Source organism: Povalibacter uvarum (assembly GCF_014202975.1).
In the GTDB taxonomy this organism is placed as follows: Bacteria; Pseudomonadota; Gammaproteobacteria; order Steroidobacterales; family Steroidobacteraceae; genus Steroidobacter; species Steroidobacter uvarum.
Window position 1 is genome coordinate 559,956 of sequence record NZ_JACHHZ010000004.1, and the last position, 17,094, is coordinate 577,049.

Here is a 17,094-nt window from a genome sequence, read left to right on the forward strand (position 1 = left end):
ACGATCATTCCGTGGTGCACTGGTTCAGTTCGTCGAGGCTGGTGATGCCCGCCTTGACCTTCGACAGGCCGGAGCGCCGCAGATCCCAGATCCCTTCCTTGGCGGACTGTGCGGCGATGTCGACCGCGTTGCCGTCCTGGAGAATGATGCGCTGGATTTCCTCGGAAACCGGCATGACCTGATAGAGGCCGGTTCGTCCCTTGTAGCCGTCGGTGCACGAGCCGCAGCCGACAGGACGATAGACCTTGACGCCTGCCGAGATCTCCTCGTCGGTGAACCCTTCCTTCAGCAAGGCGTCGCGCGACATCTCGACGGGCTCTTTGCAGCTGTTGCACAGCTTGCGGGCGAGGCGTTGAGCAATGATCAGCGAGACCGACGTTGCGATCGCGTACGGCTTGACGCCCATGTCGACGAGACGCGTCAGCGTCTTCGGGGCATCGTTCGTGTGCAGGGTCGAGAGAACCAGGTGACCGGTCTGCGCCGCCTTGATGGCGATTTCGGCCGTCTCGAGGTCGCGAATTTCGCCGACCATGATGACGTCCGGATCCTGACGAAGGAACGCGCGCAGCGCGCCTGCGAACGTGAGGCCGACCTTCGGGTTCACGTTCACCTGGTTGACGCCGGGCAGATTGATTTCGGCCGGGTCTTCCGCGGTCGAGATGTTCGTGTCTTCCTTGTTGAGGATGTTCAGACCGGTGTATAGCGACACGGTCTTGCCGCTGCCGGTCGGGCCTGTGACCAGGATCATGCCGTGCGGCTGAGCCAGGGCCTTCATATACAGGTCCTTCTGGGCTGGCTCGTAGCCGAGGGCATCGATGCCCAGCATGGCGCTCGACGGATCCAGGATACGCGCCACGATCTTTTCGCCGAACAGGGTCGGGCAGGTACTGACGCGGAAGTCGATCGCGCGATTCTTCGAGATTCGCATCTTGATGCGGCCGTCCTGCGGCACGCGGCGTTCCGCGATGTCGAGGCGGGACATGACCTTGATGCGGGCCGCGAGCTTGCCGGCGAGCTGGACCGGAGGAACAGCGAGTTCCTTCAGATAGCCGTCCAGGCGCAGACGAATGCGGTAAGTCTTCTCGTAGGGTTCGAAATGGATGTCCGACGCGCCTTTCTTGATCGCATCGAGCAGCACCTTGTTCACGAAGCGGACGATCGGAGCGTCTTCGACATCGTCGCGCGCAATCGCATCGCCTTCGAGCTCGTCGTCACCGCCCGTGACGTCGAGGTTCTCGAGATCGAGTCCTTCGTCGTCGGTGAGCTGGGACATCTGCGTGTCGGCCTGCTCGATCGCCTTGCTGGCAATCCTCTGCAGCTTGTCTTCCTCGGCGACGACCGCTTCGACGGACAGGCCCGTCTGAAACTTGATCTCGTCGAGCGCATGCAGATTGGTGGGGTCGGAGACCGCCACGAAGAGTCGCTTGCCGCGCTTGATGAGCGGCAGCACGCGGTGCTTGGCCAGCAGCTTGTCGGAGACGAGCTTGACGGTTTCGAGATCGAGCTGGATCGCTTCCAGATCCACCATCGGAACGCCGAACTCCTGCGAAGCGGCAATCGCAATCTCGCGGGCGTCGGCCAGGTTGTTCGCAACCAGGTGCGAAACCAGGTTCGTGTTGGCCTCTTTGGCTGCCTGCAACGCCTGCACCATGGCCTTCTCTTCCAGGAGCCCGTCCTGGATGAGGCGCAACGGCAGACCTTGCAGGGTCAGCCTGGCGGTAGTCGCTGCTGAAAGGTTGTCGGCCATCGTCGTCCGGAATCGCTGCTGGTTACATGCCCATGGTTAGTCTTGCTCATCGGGTGCGCGGCGAGCAAATGTCAAATCAGTAAGCATTGTCCCTGATTGGCCGGGACGGCAACGCGAAATCTGTCACACCTGGAACGTCGTCAGCATTCGGCTCGGTAGGGGATTTCCCCGGCCCCAAAAAAAAGAGGCCCCTCGCAAGAGGGGCCTCCGTTTCGCATCCTGCGAAGCAGCTTGGATTAGCTGCCGAAGCCGTTGCGGCAAGAAGCCGGCAGGTACTTGTCCAGAACCGAGGTCGAACCAGCAGCCGGGCCCGAGAAGCCGCTGACGCCGCCCGGGGGGTTCGCGTTGCCGCAGACCCAGATCACGTCGCCGTTGGTGTTCGTGCCCGGGTTGAGCGACAGGGTCTGACCGACGATGCGGTTGTTCGCCTGGTTGCCGTACGTGATCGTGACCACGCCCTCAGCCACGTCGATGCCCTGCACGTACTTGCCAGCCTTCGACGCAGCGGTGCCGCTGGAGCCGATGATCTGGGCGAGTTCCGGCCAGTCGCCAGTCTGCGCCTGGTATTCGGCAACGCCAGCCTTCAGGTCGGATGCGAGGTTCAGACCTTCCGTGATCTGCGAGCGGATCGTGTAGTCCTGGTAGGCCGGGATAGCGATGGCAGCCAGGATGCCGATGATCGCGACCACGATCATCAGTTCGATCAGGGTGAAACCCTTCTGTGCAGTCTTCAGCATGCGATTCTCCTCAACAGTAGAACAATGAAATCTCGAACGGCTCGGGGCCGGTTGCTGGGCATAGATGCAACGGGTATGCCACAGGGATGGGGCATGGATAAGGCGTTGATTTAGCGTGTCATTTCTCCCATTTGTCAGAAGCTGGCGGCCGGTTTACCTGCCGCTGTCTGTCCATACCGGTCGGAATTTGTCACTTCGCGTCAGTGCGGGGCGACAGTTGCCAGCGCAGGCGGCGCGGCCAGGCTGGCTTCCAGCCGGAAGCGCCGGTCCAGCGCATCCCATAGCTGGACGACGTCCTCGCCGGCCTGCACGGATGCGCTCCGATCTGCCAGCAGGCGTACCTGCGTTCGGTCGCGATTGACCAGCACGTAGCGATAGCTGGTGGCGTGGTTCTCGAGGACTTCGGGGATTGCAGCAAGCACATGCTTGCTCCCGATCGCTGCATATTCGCGATTCGCCATGGCTTCGGCCAGCAGTTCCTCCCGCAATGACAGAAGTCCGGATTCCGGATCGACGCGATAGAACTTGGCCGCCTGGCGCGCGAGTTCCTTTTCGGCCTGGAAGCCCGCCAGGAGCGCAGGCGGATTGAATTCGCTCTCCGTGAAGCGGATGCGCTCCATGGAGCCGGGCGCCGGCGGGTCGCCCATCAGCTCCGGTACCAGCGACCGGCCGGTCGATTTGTAGCCGGGCACGTTGACGCCCGTGATGCCGAGCAGTGTCGGCATCAGATCTTCCAGCGATGCAGGCACATCGGAAGCCGCCGGCGGCAGCTTCGCTATCTGGGCGGCACCGTAGCCTCGTATCGCCAGAAGAACCTGGTACTGAGGAGGACTCAGCACGCTCGTCCCGTGGCCGTTGCTCCTCGCGGGAATCGAGTAGTCGTCGACCTTACGCTGCTCCGTCGTGATCAGCACGTCCTCGGGCCGCCCCAGTCCTTCACCATGGTCCGACAGGATGACCACGATCGCGTTCTCGAGCGCGCCACGCGACTCAAGCAGTTCGAACAGGGCACCGACCTGTCCGTCGGCGTGTCGAACGGTTTCCGGATACAGCGTCTGGCCGTGATGATTCGACCCGTCTTCCTTGTGCAGCGGCGCCGTAGCCCAGTAGTACGGATAGTGTGGCAGCGTGAGATGCACCGCCAGGAAGGTCGGCTGCGGGAATTCCAGTTCGTTCTCCAGCCGGTCGACGAAATCGCCCGGGTAGTAGACGTGGGCAGCCGCGCGATTGGCCGACGCATGCGGAAAGAAGAAGCTGCCGAATGGCGTTCTCGAGACCAGGTTGGAAAGCAGCGTGTCGTTCAGGGTTCCAAGCAGGAAATCCGCGGCCCCCATCGGAGGCGTGATGACCTGGTCGAAACCATAGGACTGGTCGATGTTCGCGAAGCGTGTTTCGTCGATGGCGAAGATGCTTCGATATCCCTGCCCGCGGAAAACTTCTGCAAGCGTGGGCGACGCTTCGATACTGCCGCGGCGAGTCAGATTCATCAGTGCGCCGGTATCGTGCGGATGCCGGCCCGTGAGAATCGACATCCATGAAGGAAAGGTGCGGGCGAGCGGTGTCGTGACGTCGCTGAATACCCGGGCGCCGCGGATGAATTTGTTGATGTTCGGTGCGTGAGCGTGGTCGCCGCCGACCACCGTGAAGTCCGGACGCAGGGAATCGACGCCGATCAGAATCACATTGGGCTTGGTGGGATTGGGGATGGCGCGCGCATCTTTCGAGCCTGACAGCAACGCCGAGATCGTTATGGCGACGCCGAGTGCGCCGACCACGGCGATACTTGTGACCATCGACGGCAATCTCGCGGATCGCAGACCCCTGACGGTCGCCGGCGCGGTCGCTGCGACCATGAGGATGCCGATAGCGACGAGGGCATATGCGGCGACGGGCGCACCCAGCACGCGCGTGCTTACGATGTCCCCGAAATATTCCCCGAGCGTCGACCAAGGATAGTAGTAAGCGTTGGCCACGAAGGCGCCGATCGAAAGCAGCAGGAACCAACCAAGGACCAATGTCGCCCGACTTCCCACGCGGCTTCCTCCGGAGAGCTCGGTGAGCTTTGCCAGGAGGCATGTAAGCCCTGCGAAAGCGAGATGAACGAGGAGCGTTGCTGTGATGAACCAGGCGATGTCCCAGCCCAGTCGGGTCCCCAGCAACGGGACGTCGACGACGGAGCTCAATACCTTGTCTCCACCGGTGAAGACGTAACCGTAGCCGGTGATGATCCGTGCGAACGATACGAGCAGCAGCAGCAGGCTCAATCCGACGGCGAGCCAGAAAGCTTTTCGCCAGGACATGCTCGGGCGCTCTGCAGGGGACATGCTCGCTTCCGCTGGATTTGACAGAAGCTGCTTATACCAGAGCGATTTTCCCTCCTCTAAATCGAAGAGGCAGGAACGAGCAACGCGTCACACAGCCCCGACGCGCCTGCGCCGCGACGTGTGAGCGAATGCAAGGTTCTGAAGTCGCGGTCGAGGGTCGTGATTCGGGCTGATATAGCATCCATCGTCTTATGTTCACCGACGCACGCAAACGCATTCGCGAGACAGTGTCCTTCGACGGACTGCCGCTTGCAGTGCTCCTCGGCGTCGGCTTCGGTCTGGGCGCAGCAGCAATCGCGTTCTTCGGCGCGCAGCAACTGGTGCCTCCTCGCGTCGCGGAGTGGCTGCTGGGACAGCGACTGGGTGGCGCTCTTTACTGGCGGTTCGCCGGTTTCGCGGCGGCGCAGCTGATGCTGCACATTTTCTTCGGATGCGTCGTGTGGTTGCTGGCGCTGGTATCCGAGCGTGCACTGCCGCAATTAGCGTGGCAACGCACGCGCTGGGTGCTCACATGGGGCCTGGCGGGTGCGGCCTGGCTGGTGCTGCTCAACATCGACCGCTTCCCGGATTCGGTGACATCTCGCGTCGTGTGCTGCGAGCTGATTCCACACGATTTCTATTCAGGGCTTGCTGCATTCGCCACCAGCGTCCTGCTGGCGGCGGTCGCAGTCGTCGTATGGAGGAATCTGGCGCGCAGCGCCGCATTCAGACGCTTCGGGCCGCGAATCATCGTCTGGGGTGTCCTGGTCGCCGTCTGCGCCGCAACGATGAGCTGGCTGCGCTCCGAGGCGGTGGCCAACGGCGAGGCATCTCTCAGCCAGCCGAACATCATCATCATCGGGGTCGATTCGCTGCGTGCCGACTACATTGGAGTCGGTGGCCAGCAGCCGGGCATGACCCCCAACATCGATGCCTTCCTCCAGGAGGGTGTGCTGATTGCCGACTGCGTGACGCCGGTGGGTCGCACGTTCCCAGCATGGGTATCGATTCTCAGCGGACAGTCCCCCAGGACGAATGAAGTCCGGGAAAATTTGTTCGCGGTGAAGCAGGCGACGCTCGATGCTTCGGTTGCTCATGCGTTCCGCCGCGCCGGATATCGAACCGTGTACGGAACCGACGAAGTGCGCTTCAGCAATATCGATCAACGTTTCGGTTTCGACGAGATCCTCAGCCCGCCAATGGGTGTTTCGGATTTCCTGCTCGGTGCAGCGAATGACATGCCGCTGGCCAACCTCGTCGCCAACAACGACGTTGGTGAGATCCTGTTTCCAGAGACTCACGCGAATCGCGCGGCCGCGGTCACCTACGACCCTGATTCGTTCGTCGATAGGGTGACCTCTGCGCTCGATGATGGTTCCAGCGATCGCCCCCTGTTCCTCGCGGTCCATCTGGCGCTGCCTCACTGGCCCTACACCTGGGCCCAGGACGATGCCGACGGCGGATTCTCGCGGCTGTCGGATACGCGTTATCAATATGGCGCCTCGGTGATCGAGGCCGACAGGCAGTTCGGTGCCCTGGTGGATGCGCTCGAAAGCTCGGGTGTCCTCAGGAACGCGATCGTCCTGGTGCTTTCCGATCACGGCGAGGGCCTCGGCCTGGCGCGGGACAATCTGCTCTTCAGCAAGGAATCGAAAGAAGCCGTGCGGGGGCTCAGCGTTGCGATGTGGGGACATGGGAACAGCGTGCTCAGTCCCTACCAGAATCAGGTCGTGCTGGGCATGCGAGGCTTCGGCCGTTCGGCGCTAGGGCGCGGTTCCGGAGTCGTCCTTCCGGATGTGCCTGGTTCTCTCGAGGACATCGCGCCGACGTTGATCGGGTTGACCGGAATCGCGGATGAGACCAGGCGCGACGGGAGTGACTGGAGCAACGTGCTGAAGTCGGCCGATGCCCCGATCGACGCCGCTTCGCGCGTGCGCTTCATCGAAAGCGGCTATGTCGTCGGATTCAACAATCGCGGCACGGTCGATACGGACAAAGTCGCGGGTGAAGGCGTGCACAAGTACATGATCGACCCGGAAAGTGGCCGGATCACGGTGCGACCGGACGCGCTGCCCGCGTTGCTGCGCGAGAAGGAGCGTGCCGCGATCCAGGATCGACGGATACTCGCGACGGTGTGGGAGCAGGGCCAGCGGCGCTACGTTCTGGTGGATCAGCGCACGGGTGCTGTCCGCGAGCTCAGGAGTGCCCCCACGAGCGAGGAAGGCAGTACCTACTCGCTGTGGACAGCGCTGCAACGAGAATACGGCGCCGAACTTGATGGTGCTTTCTAGAGTCCGGAGTACAGCGAACCCATCGGAGCATCTGTGGACGGCGCCGGACGGGCGGCGGCGATGATGAAGCGCGCTTCGCTGTCGCAAGGCTGATCGGCGGCGCAAGCTACGGCAACCGTCGAACCGGTGAACTGAAGGACATCGTTCCCGGAGCGTAGCTTGCCGTCGACGATCAGTGGCGAGCGACTCTCCAGCCGGTAGCGGCCAGGGAAGGGCAGGGCAACCTGCGTCTGCGTCGTCGCCGGATGAATGTTGGCGCCGGCCACTTTGATGGGTCCCCAATAGCTGAGGTAGAACTGCTCGATCAGCTGCCGGTCCTCGGGCAGCAACCATGAGGATGCGCCGGAGGCTGGGTCGAGTACGGGACGGTTTGCGAGCAGCAGAGGTGGCTGGTGCCGCGACATCGCCGGCTTCATGAATCCGGCACGCCTGTCGCGGTAGTCGCTGAGTCCCCAGCTGCTCATGAAGAAGTTGATCTTGGGGAAGCTGCTGATCATGCCGCTGTGATCGATATAGGGAACGGGATCAGGAAATATCTGGTGAACCGCCGCGACCACTGCGTGCTGATGCCGGATCTGGTCGTGGTGCAGCTGCATACCCTGCAGTATCCCTTTGACGAATAGCCCGAACCCCAGCGCCGCAACCAGCGAGTAGGCCAGGACAGCCTTGGCATGCCTGGCTGCGATCCCCGTGAGCGTTTCTGCTGCCACTCCCGCCAGTACACAAGCGGGTGCAAGCATCACGACATAGTAGTAAGGGAATGCGTTGCGGTAGAACAGGATTGGAGTCAACGACAGTGCCAGCGTCGCGGTCTGCCAATAGCGACGTTGCAACAGCGCGGCTATGAGCCCGCCATAGATCAGCCACCAGGCGAGGCGATCCTCGTACCGCGTTTCGTAGTAGACGCTTGCGCGCGGGAAGAATGGAACGTCCAGCAGCGTCTTCTGCGCGGTGCCCGCGACGTATTCAGTTGCGTGGTGAGAGGTTTCGGCGAGCGACAGCGAATGCAGCGACACGAGGAGCAGTGCGGTGCCGACGGCCACCGCACCGGAGGTCGCAGCCAGCATCAGGATGCGCCGTATTGGCTGCGGCTGACTGCGCTGCAATTCGACGACGACCAGCAGTGCACCGACGAGCGGGATCGAGAGCGCGGCCTTGACGCTGACAGCTGCGGATGCACCAAGACAGAGGCCGACTGCTATGCCGCGCCTGATCTGCGTCGCAGACGAGGTGAGGAACAGCAAGGCCGCGACCAGCAGCGGCGCCATCAACGAGTCGTAACGGAACGACGCTCCATGCTTGATGATGGGCGACATCGACAGGTAGCACAGGGGAGCGATGAGTGCCGCCACGGACCCGAGCCATCGCGCCGCCAGCTTCCAGATGAGGAACGCCGTCAGGATGAGCAGGGCAGCCATCACGGTCCTGGCAGCAAGAATCTGTGCGATCTCGTCGTCGCCGATCCTCACGAGCCATGCGAACAGGTGGGTGTAAGCGCCCTGCAACAGCAGAGTCAGTTCGCCGCGGGTCAGTTCGTGGACATGCGACAGGAAATTGAACTCGTCCCAGTTGATGTTGATCCGGCGAGTCAGTGCCACCTTGCCCAGCAACAGGACGCATGCAGCGAGACCGATGCACGCCGCGATGACCCGCGTCATCATCGGGGCCGGCGCAGCATCGGCGCGCGGGCCGGTCGCCGCAAGAGCTTCGGAAGGGTGATTCATGGATGCGTCGAGGATCGGTTCCGGCAGTCAGGGTAGGTGCGTTATGGAAGCTAAAACGGGGTATGGTTCTCAGATTCAGGGCTTAAGAGCGCTTACCTTGCCGGGACTAGGAGAGCACGTGCGTAAGCTGATCATCCAGATTCCTTGTTACAACGAAGAGGGCACGCTTGGCCTGACACTGGACGCTCTGCCCCGCTCCGTTGCGGGCTTCGATGTCGTCGAGCGGCTGATCATCGATGACGGATCGAAAGACGATACCGTGAAGGTTGCCCGTCAGCACGGCGTCGAACACATCGTCTCGCTGTCGAGCAACCAGGGTCTGGCCCGGGCGTTTCTCGCGGGACTCGAGGCTGCCCTGAAGGCAGGCGCCGACGTCATCGTCAACACCGATGCTGACAATCAGTACGACGCAGCAGGCATCGATGATCTGGTGCGCCCCATTCTTGCCGGCCAGGCACAGATCGTCATTGGAGCACGGCCGATTTCGGCGATCACCGAGTTCTCGCCGCTGAAGAAGATGCTGCAGCGGTTGGGGAGCGCGGTCGTGAAAATCGCGAGCGACACGGAGATCCCCGACGCTCCGAGCGGCTTCCGCGCGATTCACCGGGATGCGGCGCTGCGGTTGAACGTCTTCAACAACTACACGTACACGCTCGAAACCATCATCCAGGCAGGTCGCAAGGGTATCGCGATCACGTCGGTCCCGATCCGCGTGAATGGCGCCACCCGGCCCTCGCGCCTGGTGAAGAGCATGTCCTCGTATGTCCGGCGGTCGATATTCACGATCGTCCGGATCTTCGTTCTCTATAAGCCGCTGCGATTCTTCATGTGGGTCGGCAGCCTCTTCCTGATTCCCGGCGTGCTGGTGGGGGCCCGCTTTCTGTGGAAGTACCTGCAGGGCCAGGGCGACGGACACGTTCAATCGTTGATCCTGTCGTCGATCCTGATCGTCACGGCAATGGTAGTGTTCGGGGCGGGCATCGTCGCCGATCTGGTTGCCGCCAATCGCGTGCTGCTGGAAGAAGTGCGGATGAGGCTGCTGAAAGCGGAGATCGTTTCGGGTAGCCACGATGCGTCGAGGCCGTGCGAGTGATTTCCCGGATCGCCAGCCGCCGGCGTTCTGCAGACATGCAGCGTCGCGATTCAAGATGAACCTGACGACGCATCTCAAGCACGGGCGCGAAGCATTCCTGGATCGCGCGGCCGACGCTGCCACGTGGGAGAACCGTCTGTTCTCCGGCACCACATACGCGCTATGGCGAGCCTCCAGAGAGGTGATGCAACAGCATTGCTCGGGCCTCGCTCTCGACGCAGGTTCGGGCCGTGAATCCTGGAAGCAAACCGTTCTTCGATCCGCCAGCGGCTATGAGTCCATCGATATCGCGCCGCGCGGTGAATCGCATCCCACGTGGATCGGTGACGTCACCAACATGCCTGCCGTGCCTGATGCGCGCTACGACACGGTCGTGTGCCATCAGGTTCTCGAACACGTACGGCGGCCCTGGGCGGCAATTGCAGAGTTCCACCGCGTCCTGAAGCCGGGCGGGAAGCTGATCATCTCGGCTCCGCATCTCAGCCGCAGGCACGAGCTGCCCCACGACTATTTTCGGTTCACGCAGGAAGGGATGGCGGCGCTGCTCGAGGATGCTTCGTTCACCGGCATCTCCGTGCGTACCTACGGGGGCATTGCAGCCTTCCTGCATCACCAGCTGAGCTTCTTCTTCCCGGGTCTGTTCGTCGGGCTGCCCTTGGTGGGGCCGGTGACGCTGGCGTTGAATGCGCCGCTTTCATGGCTGAGCGCCACCGTCGACGATCTTCTGGATCGTCCGCGTCTCATGCCCGTGGGCGTTATCGCAGTTGCCACGAAGCCAGGCGGATCGTGATGCCCGCGGATGTCGATCCGATGCAGCGGGGCGCAGCGGATTCCGCGGCGCCACCCGGTCGGGTTCTGCTCGTCACGTCGAATTTTCCTCGGTGGCCCGGCGACAGCACGACGCCGTTCGTGCTGCACATCGCGCAGGACCTCATATCACTCGGGTGGCACGTCAGAGTGCTCGCGCCGCATGCGCCCGGAGCATTGCGCGATGAAACGATCGACGGCGTCAGCATCCGGCGCTTCCGGTACATGTGGCCGCAGTCCCAGCAAGTCCTCTGCTACAACGGCGGTGCACTGATCAATCTCCGGCGCGACTGGCTCAACCTGTTGCGCGTGATCCCCTTCGTGATATGCGAGGGACTGGCGATCCTGAGCGAGGTGATTCGCGGCCGATTCGATGTCATCCATTCGCACTGGCTGCTGCCGCAGGGATTCACGGCCGGTATCGTCTCCCGGCTGCTGCGCGTGCCGCATGTTGCGACGATCCATGGCGGGGATGTGTTCGCGCTTCAGAGCGGTGTGCTCAGGATGTGCAAGAAGCTAGCGCTTCGATTCAGCGATGCAGTGACCGTCAACAGCTCGGCGACGGCGGCAGCGGTAGAGAGAATCGCCCGTCCCGCGAGACTCGTGCAGATTCCCATCGGTGTCTCGGAGCACGATGCGGACGCACTGGCTGTGAGGGTTCGAGCGATACGCGCCCGGTACAGGCGCGATGACGGGCCTCTCGTCGTGTTCGTCGGTCGGCTGGTCGACGAGAAGGGCGTAGACGATCTGCTGCACGCCATAGCGACGGTGGTCGATCGGTTGCCGCACGTCACGGCGCTGGTGATGGGGGAGGGACCGGCGAGGCCCGCACTCGAGACACTAGCTCAACAGCTGGGAATCGCCGATCGAGTGCACCTGACTGGCTGGGTGCCGCACGCTGAAGTGCGCGCCCACCTCGCGGCAGGAGATATCTTCGTCGGACCATCGCGACGCTCCAGCGATGGCTGGGTGGAGGCGCAGGGGCTCGTCTTTCTCGAGGCGATGCTCGCAGGAGTGCCGGTCGTCGCTACTGCGTCCGGCGGCATCATCGACACCGTGCGCCAGGAGGAAACCGGGTTACTGGTGGACGAGCGCTCGCCAAGTCAGATCGCCGACGCCATCGTCCGCCTGTGCAACGAGCCCGAGCTAGCGGACAGGCTGCGAAGGGCAGGTCGTCAGCTGGTTCTCGACGGCTACACGCGCGGCAAATCCGCTCGAGCTTTCGCGCGGGAATTCACGTTGTCGATGCGACAGCCATCGCGTCAGGACTGCGACCGTTCGTAGAAGTAGAAATCCGCAAATGTGTCGTCACGATGCGGATTCTCCAGTCGCTGTATCAGGCGGAACTGAGGAAAGGCCTTCGCCACGTCGAGCGTGAACGGATGATGGCGCACGTGACGCGACGGATGGCGCGCGTCCGTATCCGAAGAGTAGACGATCACGAAGCGACGTGCGGTCGTGAAGAGATGCTGCAGGTACATCTCGTAGACCGAGTCCTCCAGCAGGTGGTAGATCACATCCAGCGACATCGTGAGGTCGGCGGTGAGCATGCCCGGCAGGTTGACGGTTCTGACGGGGTCGTATTGCAGGAACGATTTGGATGAGTCATTGGCGAACCGCTGGCGGCACAGATCAATGGCAGTCGCCGAGACATCGAGGCCGACGTACTTCGGATAGCGTGCCAAGGTGAGTTGATTGCCATCCCCGCAGCCGAATTCCATCACGTCCGTCACGGCTCGAGTTGCTACGAACTCATTCAGGACACCGGCCTTGAACTCGGCCAGATGACCGTAGGAACCGGCACCTGAATTCAATCCGCCGGCGTACCGCCGTTCCCAGTAGTCTGCGGAGGACTTTGCCGCCAGTCCCAACCAGATCTGTCGGAGCAACCGAGCCGGATTCATGCGATGCCTGCCTTCAGAGTCGGAATGATCGTGTCATAGGCGCCTAGTCTATCGCCGCCTTCGAGAACGCTGTGGGATGCAGTCCCATTTTTCGCCGCACGGTCAGTGCCAGGCCCGCACTCAGGACCGCGAGGCTGAAGGCGGTGGCGACCGCCGCTCCGGTCACACCCCAGTAGGGGATCAGGATCAAGTTGCCGACGACGTTGAGTACGCCCGCGATCGCAAAGCAGAGCGCAGCCGCCTTCTCATGGCGAGTCATGATCAGCAGGTATCCCGAGGTTCCGGCTGCTGCGTTGATCACGTAAGCGACGGACAGGATGGCGAGTGCCGGATAGGCATTGACGAACGGGGCGCCGAAGAGTCCCAGCAGCTCCCGACCGAATATCGTCAGGGCAACCGCGACGCAGATCGATGCCGCGAGGACCTGCCTTGCGGCCCGGGTCGCCACCCTTTGCAGCCCCGCATGGTCATCTTGCGCAAACAGTCTGGCGATTTGTGGCGCCGCAGCCATGTTCACTGCGGTGAGCGGAAACGCGACGAGCATCGCTGCGTTGCTCGCGACGCGATAGATGCCGGCGCTGGACGGCTCGCTGAGCAGGCCGAGAACGATGACGTCTGCGTAGGTCAGCAGCGTATTCATGCCCAGCATCCAGACGAACGGCAGGCCGCGAATCAGCATCTCCATGGAACCGGGCTGCGCGGATGCAGCTGCATCGCCTGACGGCAGGACACGCCGCAGGATGGCCACGCCAGCTACGCATGCAATGCCGACGGCGGCGATGTACGCGAGCACGGGGATACTATCGCCCACGAGCGTCAATGAGGCGGGCAATACCAGCAGGAGCAGCAATGCGATCGGCTGAACGAGGGTTTCCGGGATCTGGCCGACCACCACACGACCGAGGCCCTGGATGGCCGCCTGCCTGATTCTGGCGTAGGCCACCAGGGGCAACGCGAGAGATCCGATCCGCAGGCCAGCTGCAATTTGCGGATGGGTCCTGTCGAGCAGCAGACTCGTCACCGCAACGAGCAGTGCGACACCCACCGAGATCGCCAACGAAAGGCGTGTGGACAGTCGCAGCAAGCCACGCAGCTTCGGCAGCTGATCCTGCCCACGCAGCACAGCCGCGTCTCGCAGCATCAGTCGATCGAAGCCCCCGGCCGCAGGAATCGCTAGCACGGCGATGCAGGCACTGACGAAGGCGTAGATCCCATACGCCTGCGCTCCGTAGAGACGTGCCACGACCATTGCGCACGAGAACTCGAGGCCAACGTACGACACTCTCACTGCGAGTGTCGCGAACGAATCCCACGTGAGGCGATCTCTCAAGGCAGCGCCGCGAGATCTGTCCGTTGCGGTCGACACCTCACCCTCGGCTGGCATGCAAGCATGAGCGGCATCGGCGCGTCCTGATTACTCGATCCCGAGCTTCTTGATCCTGTACCGCAGCGACCTGAACGTCATTCCCAGCAGCGCAGCCGCCTTGGTCTTGTTGTACCGGGTCTGCTCCAGGGCTCGAACGATGGCATCGCGTTCGATGTCCTCCAGCGCTTCACCCAGTTTTTCGCCGGGGGCGACACTGCTCTGGATCGGGACGTCCGCAGCGGCGACCTTCGGCCGCAGCTGCAGATCGCCGACATCGATCATTCCATTCGAGCACAGGGTCGCCGCGCGCTCGAGCACATTCTCCAGCTCGCGGACGTTGCCCGGAAAGTGATAACCGCTGAGCGTCTTGACTGCGTTGTCGGTGACGCTGAGGTCGGCATTGCCGATCTGCTTGCCGAGTCTGGCGATGATCGAGTCGACGAGTTCCTGGATGTCTTCCAGGCGTTCGCGCAGCGGCGGCACTCGCACTTCGATCACGTTCACGCGGTAGAACAGGTCCTCGCGGAACTTGCCCTCCGCAACGAGCGCCGCGAGATTCTTGTGCGTTGCGGACAGCAGGCGGATATCGGTTGGGATCTCGCGCGACTCGCCCACCGGGCGCACGCTTTTCTCCTGGATGACGCGCAGCAGCTTGACCTGCATGTGCAGCGGCAGGTCGGCGATCTCGTCCAGGAACAGCGTCCCGCCCTCGGCGGACTGAATGAGTCCCTGCTTGTCGGCGATCGCCCCCGTGAAAGCCCCTTTCTTGTGGCCGAACAGTTCGCTCTCCATGAGCTCTGTGGGAATCGCGCCGCAGTTCACCGGGACGAAGGGGCCGTCGCGACGTGCGCTAGCATCGTGAATGAGGTGGGCTACGAGCTCCTTGCCGGTGCCGGACTCGCCGTAGATGTGCACCGGCGCCTGGCTGCGTGCGACACGCTCGATGAGCTCACGCAGCTGCTCCATCCTCGCTGACTTGCCGAGCAGCTTCACCTGCGGGAGCTGGATCGTGCTCTCGCTGCTGTCGCCCAGTTTGAGCGTCGCCGCGATCAGCTTGCGCAGCACCGCGAGATCCAGCGGCTTCGAGATGAAGTCGAACGCGCCGAGCTTCAGTGCGCGCACGGCGGTTTCGACATTGCCGTGTGCGGTGATGACCGCGACGGGTATATGGGGTTTGTGGGTCTGGATCCATTCGACGAGGTTCAGGCCGTCGCCGTCCGGTAGCCGCATGTCCGTGAAGCACAGATCGAAGGCGCCATTGCGCAGTTCGCGCGTCGCCGTCGCGACGTCGCCCGCAGTGACGACGTCGATGTTCATGCGCTCGAGCGTGATGCTGAGCAGCTCCCGGATGTCCGGTTCGTCGTCGACGACAAGAGCGCGATGCTTCTTCAAGGCATTTCCCAACGCTGAGGATCAGCGAACACGAGCCGAAAAATACTACCACCGCCCACACGCGGCTCGTAGACGAGTATCGCGCGGTTGGCATGCGCGAGCTCACGGGCGATGAATAGCCCCAGTCCCGTGCCTCCCTTGCCGCCCGTGAAGAACGGTTCGAAGATCCTTTCGGCGTCGGCCGCGGAAATTCCGGGACCGCGATCCAGGACCTCGAGATACGGCCGTTCGGTCCCGGTAACGCGCCCGGTCTGTATTTCCAGCGAGCTTCCGCCGAGGGGATCGCGCCCGTATTTCAGTGCGTTCTCGCACAGGTTCCACATCAGCTGATGCAGGTGCGAGGGATCGACCCTGATTTCCAGATCGCGCGACAGCGGATTGAACCGCAGGACGTCTTCGCCGATCTGCGAGGTCTGTCTGAATTCGGTCAGGAATTCGCGCAGCCAGGCATTGAGCCCGATGCGCTCCTGGCGCGTCGAGTCACGCCGCGAAAGCTGGAGCACGTTGTTGATGATCGTGCTGACGCGCTCGCCGTTGCTCGTGATGATGTCCGTCAGGCGTTTCTCCTGCGGCGTGAGCGAGGGGTCTTCCGCAAGGAGCTGGGCCGCGTGACTCATCGCGCCCACGGGATTGCGGATCTCGTGCGCGATGCTGGCGCTGAGCCTGCCCAGCGCCGCGAGCTTCGTCTGCTGGACACGCTCCGCGATCAGGGTCGTATCCTCGAGAAAGATCAGCGTAGGCCCCTTGCTGGCCTGGTCGAGCGACACGAAGTGCGGCTGGACCACGCTGCCGCCGTCGGCGGCCAGGACGGAGAGCGAGCTCAGTTGCCAGTCATAGGAATGCTTGCGCCACATGCCGAGCAGATAGAGCAGGCGCGGCGACACTTCGCCCAGCAGCGTGCCCGGAGTGACTTGTCCTCGTTTCAGCAGCTGCCCGGCGGATTCATTGATGAGCCTGATGCTGTCGTTCTCGTCGACGACGAGGATGCTTTCGCGCAAGTGCTGCACGATGAACTGATTCAGCTCCGCGAGATTCGCGACGTCGACCTCACGCTGCCGGACCCGTTCCTCGCTTTCCCGCAGACTGGTGGAAAGCGGGACGACACCCAGTGCGACGATGAACATGAGCGCGCCCACGATGCCCGCCGCAGTGAAGTCCGTGGCATCGCCATGACCCAGCAGGGCGATGAAGCCCTGCTGGACCAGCATGGCGAGCGCCGCAAGCGCCGCGAACATGAATGCGAGCCGCTGCGTCACCACGAAGCTGGCCGCGCCGATCGGCAGCACCAGGATCGCGGCGAGCCCGCTGCCCATGCCGCCGCTGGAATAGGTGAGCAGCGCGATGATGGCCACGTCGACGCACACACCCAGGACGGCCTGAACATCAATCGGTGTTGAGCGGCGCCGGATGCTCCAGATCGCGCCGACGGCGAAGAGGAAGTAGGCGGTTGCGGCGCCGATGAATATCGCCGGGCGCATCTGACCGACGGGAGACGGGGTGATCGTCAGGAAAAGAACGGTCAGGAGCAGCGGGACGAGGAGCCGGAAGAGGTTGACGAGCGCCAGGACTCGCCATGCCAGGGTCGTGGAATCGCTGGTCGTCGTGGGTGGCCCGGAAAGTGTCATTCCACTGAAATTAGCACAGGCGCCGTCGGGGCCCGGCCAACCGGGTCGCAGGTCTTATTTTTCCGTGCAGTGCGCACGAACTCCCGATCGGTTCCTGCCTGGCCG

General features: G+C 62.8%; 12 protein-coding genes. 4 read left to right on the forward strand and 8 right to left on the reverse strand.

Annotated elements, in window-relative coordinates; translation table 11 throughout:
• Positions 1 to 4: 4 nt before the first annotated feature.
• The 3 genes from pilB to HNQ60_RS18820 all read right to left on the reverse strand — a co-directional run bounded on the left by pilB (position 5) and on the right by HNQ60_RS18820 (position 4,784).
• Positions 5 to 1,747 (reverse strand): type IV-A pilus assembly ATPase PilB, encoded by a 1,743-nt coding sequence (pilB, locus tag HNQ60_RS18810; RefSeq protein WP_184334303.1) that lies wholly within the window; start codon positions 1,745 to 1,747, stop codon positions 5 to 7.
• A 236-nt stretch (positions 1,748 to 1,983) separates the two neighbouring features.
• Positions 1,984 to 2,484, reverse strand: coding sequence for a pilin (locus HNQ60_RS18815; RefSeq protein ID WP_184334304.1), 501 nt, complete (start codon positions 2,482 to 2,484; stop codon positions 1,984 to 1,986).
• A 200-nt stretch (positions 2,485 to 2,684) separates the two neighbouring features.
• Positions 2,685 to 4,784, reverse strand: coding sequence for a sulfatase-like hydrolase/transferase (locus tag HNQ60_RS18820; protein ID WP_184334305.1), 2,100 nt, complete (start codon positions 4,782 to 4,784; stop codon positions 2,685 to 2,687).
• A gap of 215 nt (positions 4,785 to 4,999) precedes the next feature.
• Here HNQ60_RS18820 and HNQ60_RS18825 point away from each other — a divergent pair, with 215 nt between their 5' ends.
• Positions 5,000 to 7,078 carry a sulfatase-like hydrolase/transferase gene (locus HNQ60_RS18825; protein ID WP_184334306.1) on the forward strand — a complete coding sequence of 693 codons (2,079 nt, stop codon included), beginning with the start codon at positions 5,000 to 5,002 and terminating at the stop codon, positions 7,076 to 7,078.
• Here the strand turns inward: HNQ60_RS18825 and HNQ60_RS18830 are convergent.
• Complete coding sequence (locus HNQ60_RS18830; RefSeq protein WP_184334307.1) at positions 7,075 to 8,802, reverse strand: ArnT family glycosyltransferase; 1,728 nt, start codon at positions 8,800 to 8,802, stop codon at positions 7,075 to 7,077. The two genes, HNQ60_RS18825 and HNQ60_RS18830, sit on opposite strands and share 4 nt — an antisense overlap.
• 118 nt (positions 8,803 to 8,920) lie before the next feature.
• On the opposite strand from HNQ60_RS18830, the gene HNQ60_RS18835 reads away from it, so the two are divergent.
• The 3 genes from HNQ60_RS18835 to HNQ60_RS18845 are packed head-to-tail and all read left to right on the forward strand — an operon-like array spanning position 8,921 to position 11,986.
• Entirely contained in the window at positions 8,921 to 9,895 is a 975-nt protein-coding gene (locus tag HNQ60_RS18835) for a glycosyltransferase family 2 protein (protein WP_221304288.1), read from the forward strand.
• Positions 9,873 to 10,685, forward strand: coding sequence for a methyltransferase domain-containing protein (locus HNQ60_RS18840; protein WP_184334309.1), 813 nt, complete (start codon positions 9,873 to 9,875; stop codon positions 10,683 to 10,685). Before HNQ60_RS18835 ends, HNQ60_RS18840 begins: the two co-directional genes overlap by 23 nt.
• Entirely contained in the window at positions 10,685 to 11,986 is a 1,302-nt protein-coding gene (locus tag HNQ60_RS18845) for a glycosyltransferase family 4 protein (RefSeq protein WP_221304289.1), read from the forward strand. Before HNQ60_RS18840 ends, HNQ60_RS18845 begins: the two co-directional genes overlap by 1 nt.
• On the opposite strand, the gene HNQ60_RS18850 is transcribed toward HNQ60_RS18845, so the two are convergent.
• The 4 genes from HNQ60_RS18850 to HNQ60_RS18865 form a co-directional block, all read right to left on the reverse strand.
• Positions 11,965 to 12,606: a class I SAM-dependent methyltransferase gene (locus HNQ60_RS18850; RefSeq protein ID WP_184334310.1), complete on the reverse strand. Its 642-nt coding sequence runs from the start codon at positions 12,604 to 12,606 to the stop codon at positions 11,965 to 11,967. The genes HNQ60_RS18845 and HNQ60_RS18850 overlap by 22 nt on opposite strands.
• A gap of 43 nt (positions 12,607 to 12,649) precedes the next feature.
• On the reverse strand, positions 12,650 to 13,936 hold the full coding sequence (locus tag HNQ60_RS18855) for a flippase (RefSeq protein ID WP_184334311.1): 1,287 nt from the start codon (positions 13,934 to 13,936) through the stop codon (positions 12,650 to 12,652).
• A gap of 84 nt (positions 13,937 to 14,020) precedes the next feature.
• Positions 14,021 to 15,364, reverse strand: a complete 1,344-nt coding sequence (locus tag HNQ60_RS18860) for a sigma-54-dependent transcriptional regulator (protein WP_184334312.1) — start codon at positions 15,362 to 15,364, stop codon at positions 14,021 to 14,023.
• Complete coding sequence (locus tag HNQ60_RS18865) at positions 15,361 to 16,989, reverse strand: sensor histidine kinase (protein ID WP_184334313.1); 1,629 nt, start codon at positions 16,987 to 16,989, stop codon at positions 15,361 to 15,363. Before HNQ60_RS18865 ends, HNQ60_RS18860 begins: the two co-directional genes overlap by 4 nt.
• Between the last annotated feature and the right edge of the window lie 105 nt (positions 16,990 to 17,094).

Coding starts and splice junctions, on each gene's coding strand:
- HNQ60_RS18840 (WP_184334309.1), top strand. CDS start 9,873: ATGCGTCGAGGCCGTGCGAGTGATTTCCCGGATCGCCAGCCGCCGGCG.
- HNQ60_RS18850 (WP_184334310.1), bottom strand. CDS start 12,606: ATGAATCCGGCTCGGTTGCTCCGACAGATCTGGTTGGGACTGGCGGCA.
- HNQ60_RS18825 (WP_184334306.1), top strand. CDS start 5,000: ATGTTCACCGACGCACGCAAACGCATTCGCGAGACAGTGTCCTTCGAC.
- HNQ60_RS18845 (WP_221304289.1), top strand. CDS start 10,685: ATGCCCGCGGATGTCGATCCGATGCAGCGGGGCGCAGCGGATTCCGCG.
- HNQ60_RS18820 (WP_184334305.1), bottom strand. CDS start 4,784: ATGTCCTGGCGAAAAGCTTTCTGGCTCGCCGTCGGATTGAGCCTGCTG.
- pilB (WP_184334303.1), bottom strand. CDS start 1,747: ATGGCCGACAACCTTTCAGCAGCGACTACCGCCAGGCTGACCCTGCAA.
- HNQ60_RS18830 (WP_184334307.1), bottom strand. CDS start 8,802: ATGAATCACCCTTCCGAAGCTCTTGCGGCGACCGGCCCGCGCGCCGAT.
- HNQ60_RS18815 (WP_184334304.1), bottom strand. CDS start 2,484: ATGCTGAAGACTGCACAGAAGGGTTTCACCCTGATCGAACTGATGATC.
- HNQ60_RS18865 (WP_184334313.1), bottom strand. CDS start 16,989: ATGACACTTTCCGGGCCACCCACGACGACCAGCGATTCCACGACCCTG.